The following is a 693-nucleotide window of genomic DNA, read 5'->3' on the forward strand; positions in this document are numbered from 1 at the left end:
AGGAACGGATGGACGCCTTGGATGCGGGCCGCATTAGCATTAGTGTGAGCTTTGATTACGAGCGTTCCGGTAGTGAGTTGAAAATAAGTCTCAGAGATACCGGGAAAGGCTTTGATTTTGCTTCACAGAACGAAGACCTGGCAATGAATACTAAACCATGGGGGCGCGGAATTGCGCTGGTCCGATCTCTGTGTGAAACGGTTGAATATAGTGATGAAGGCCGCTGTGTCGAGGCGACCTTGGCACTTAATCCGAATGATAGAAAAGAAAGATATCCACCAATTGCTCCGGCATAATTTCTTCGAATTGGGATAAAAGCTTTTCGTTTCGACGTATTTCTTGAAACTCATCACTATCAAATAGGCCTGAAAGGGCCATGATAGGAAGTAGCAATTCGGCGGTAACATCTTCACCTTTGCAGAACCATGCCTTTTCTTTGTAGAAGAAACCTTCCATAAAGCCTGTGCACCAGCTTTCAAGACAGGCATCGTAGTGAGTTTCGCTGTCGTCATCAGTTTCATCGCTGTAGGGTAAGAGTATATCGCGGTCTTCATTAATCTCTTCAAGCAATGTCGACTTGATCTCTTCGATACAGCTTTCAATAGTGGCGATTTCAGATTCACTAAGCTCGATATCATCATTGCCAAATAGCACAGAGATAAGAGTGTTAGTGTCAAAGTCTACCGGCCCGAT

The 693-nt window shown here is 44.9% G+C and carries 2 protein-coding genes; one reads left to right on the forward strand and one right to left on the reverse strand.

Going from position 1 to position 693, the window contains the following annotated elements:
* Window positions 1–296: ATP-binding protein (locus A3761_RS25510; protein WP_197472830.1), on the forward strand; the 296-nt coding region annotated here is incomplete at its 5' end.
* Here the strand turns inward: A3761_RS25510 and A3761_RS04960 are convergent.
* Window positions 247–693, reverse strand: a 447-nt coding sequence (locus A3761_RS04960; protein ID WP_156491609.1) for a UPF0149 family protein, incomplete at its 5' end; no start/stop codon positions are given. The two genes, A3761_RS25510 and A3761_RS04960, sit on opposite strands and share 50 nt — an antisense overlap.

This window comes from Oleiphilus sp. HI0123 (genome assembly GCF_001635315.1).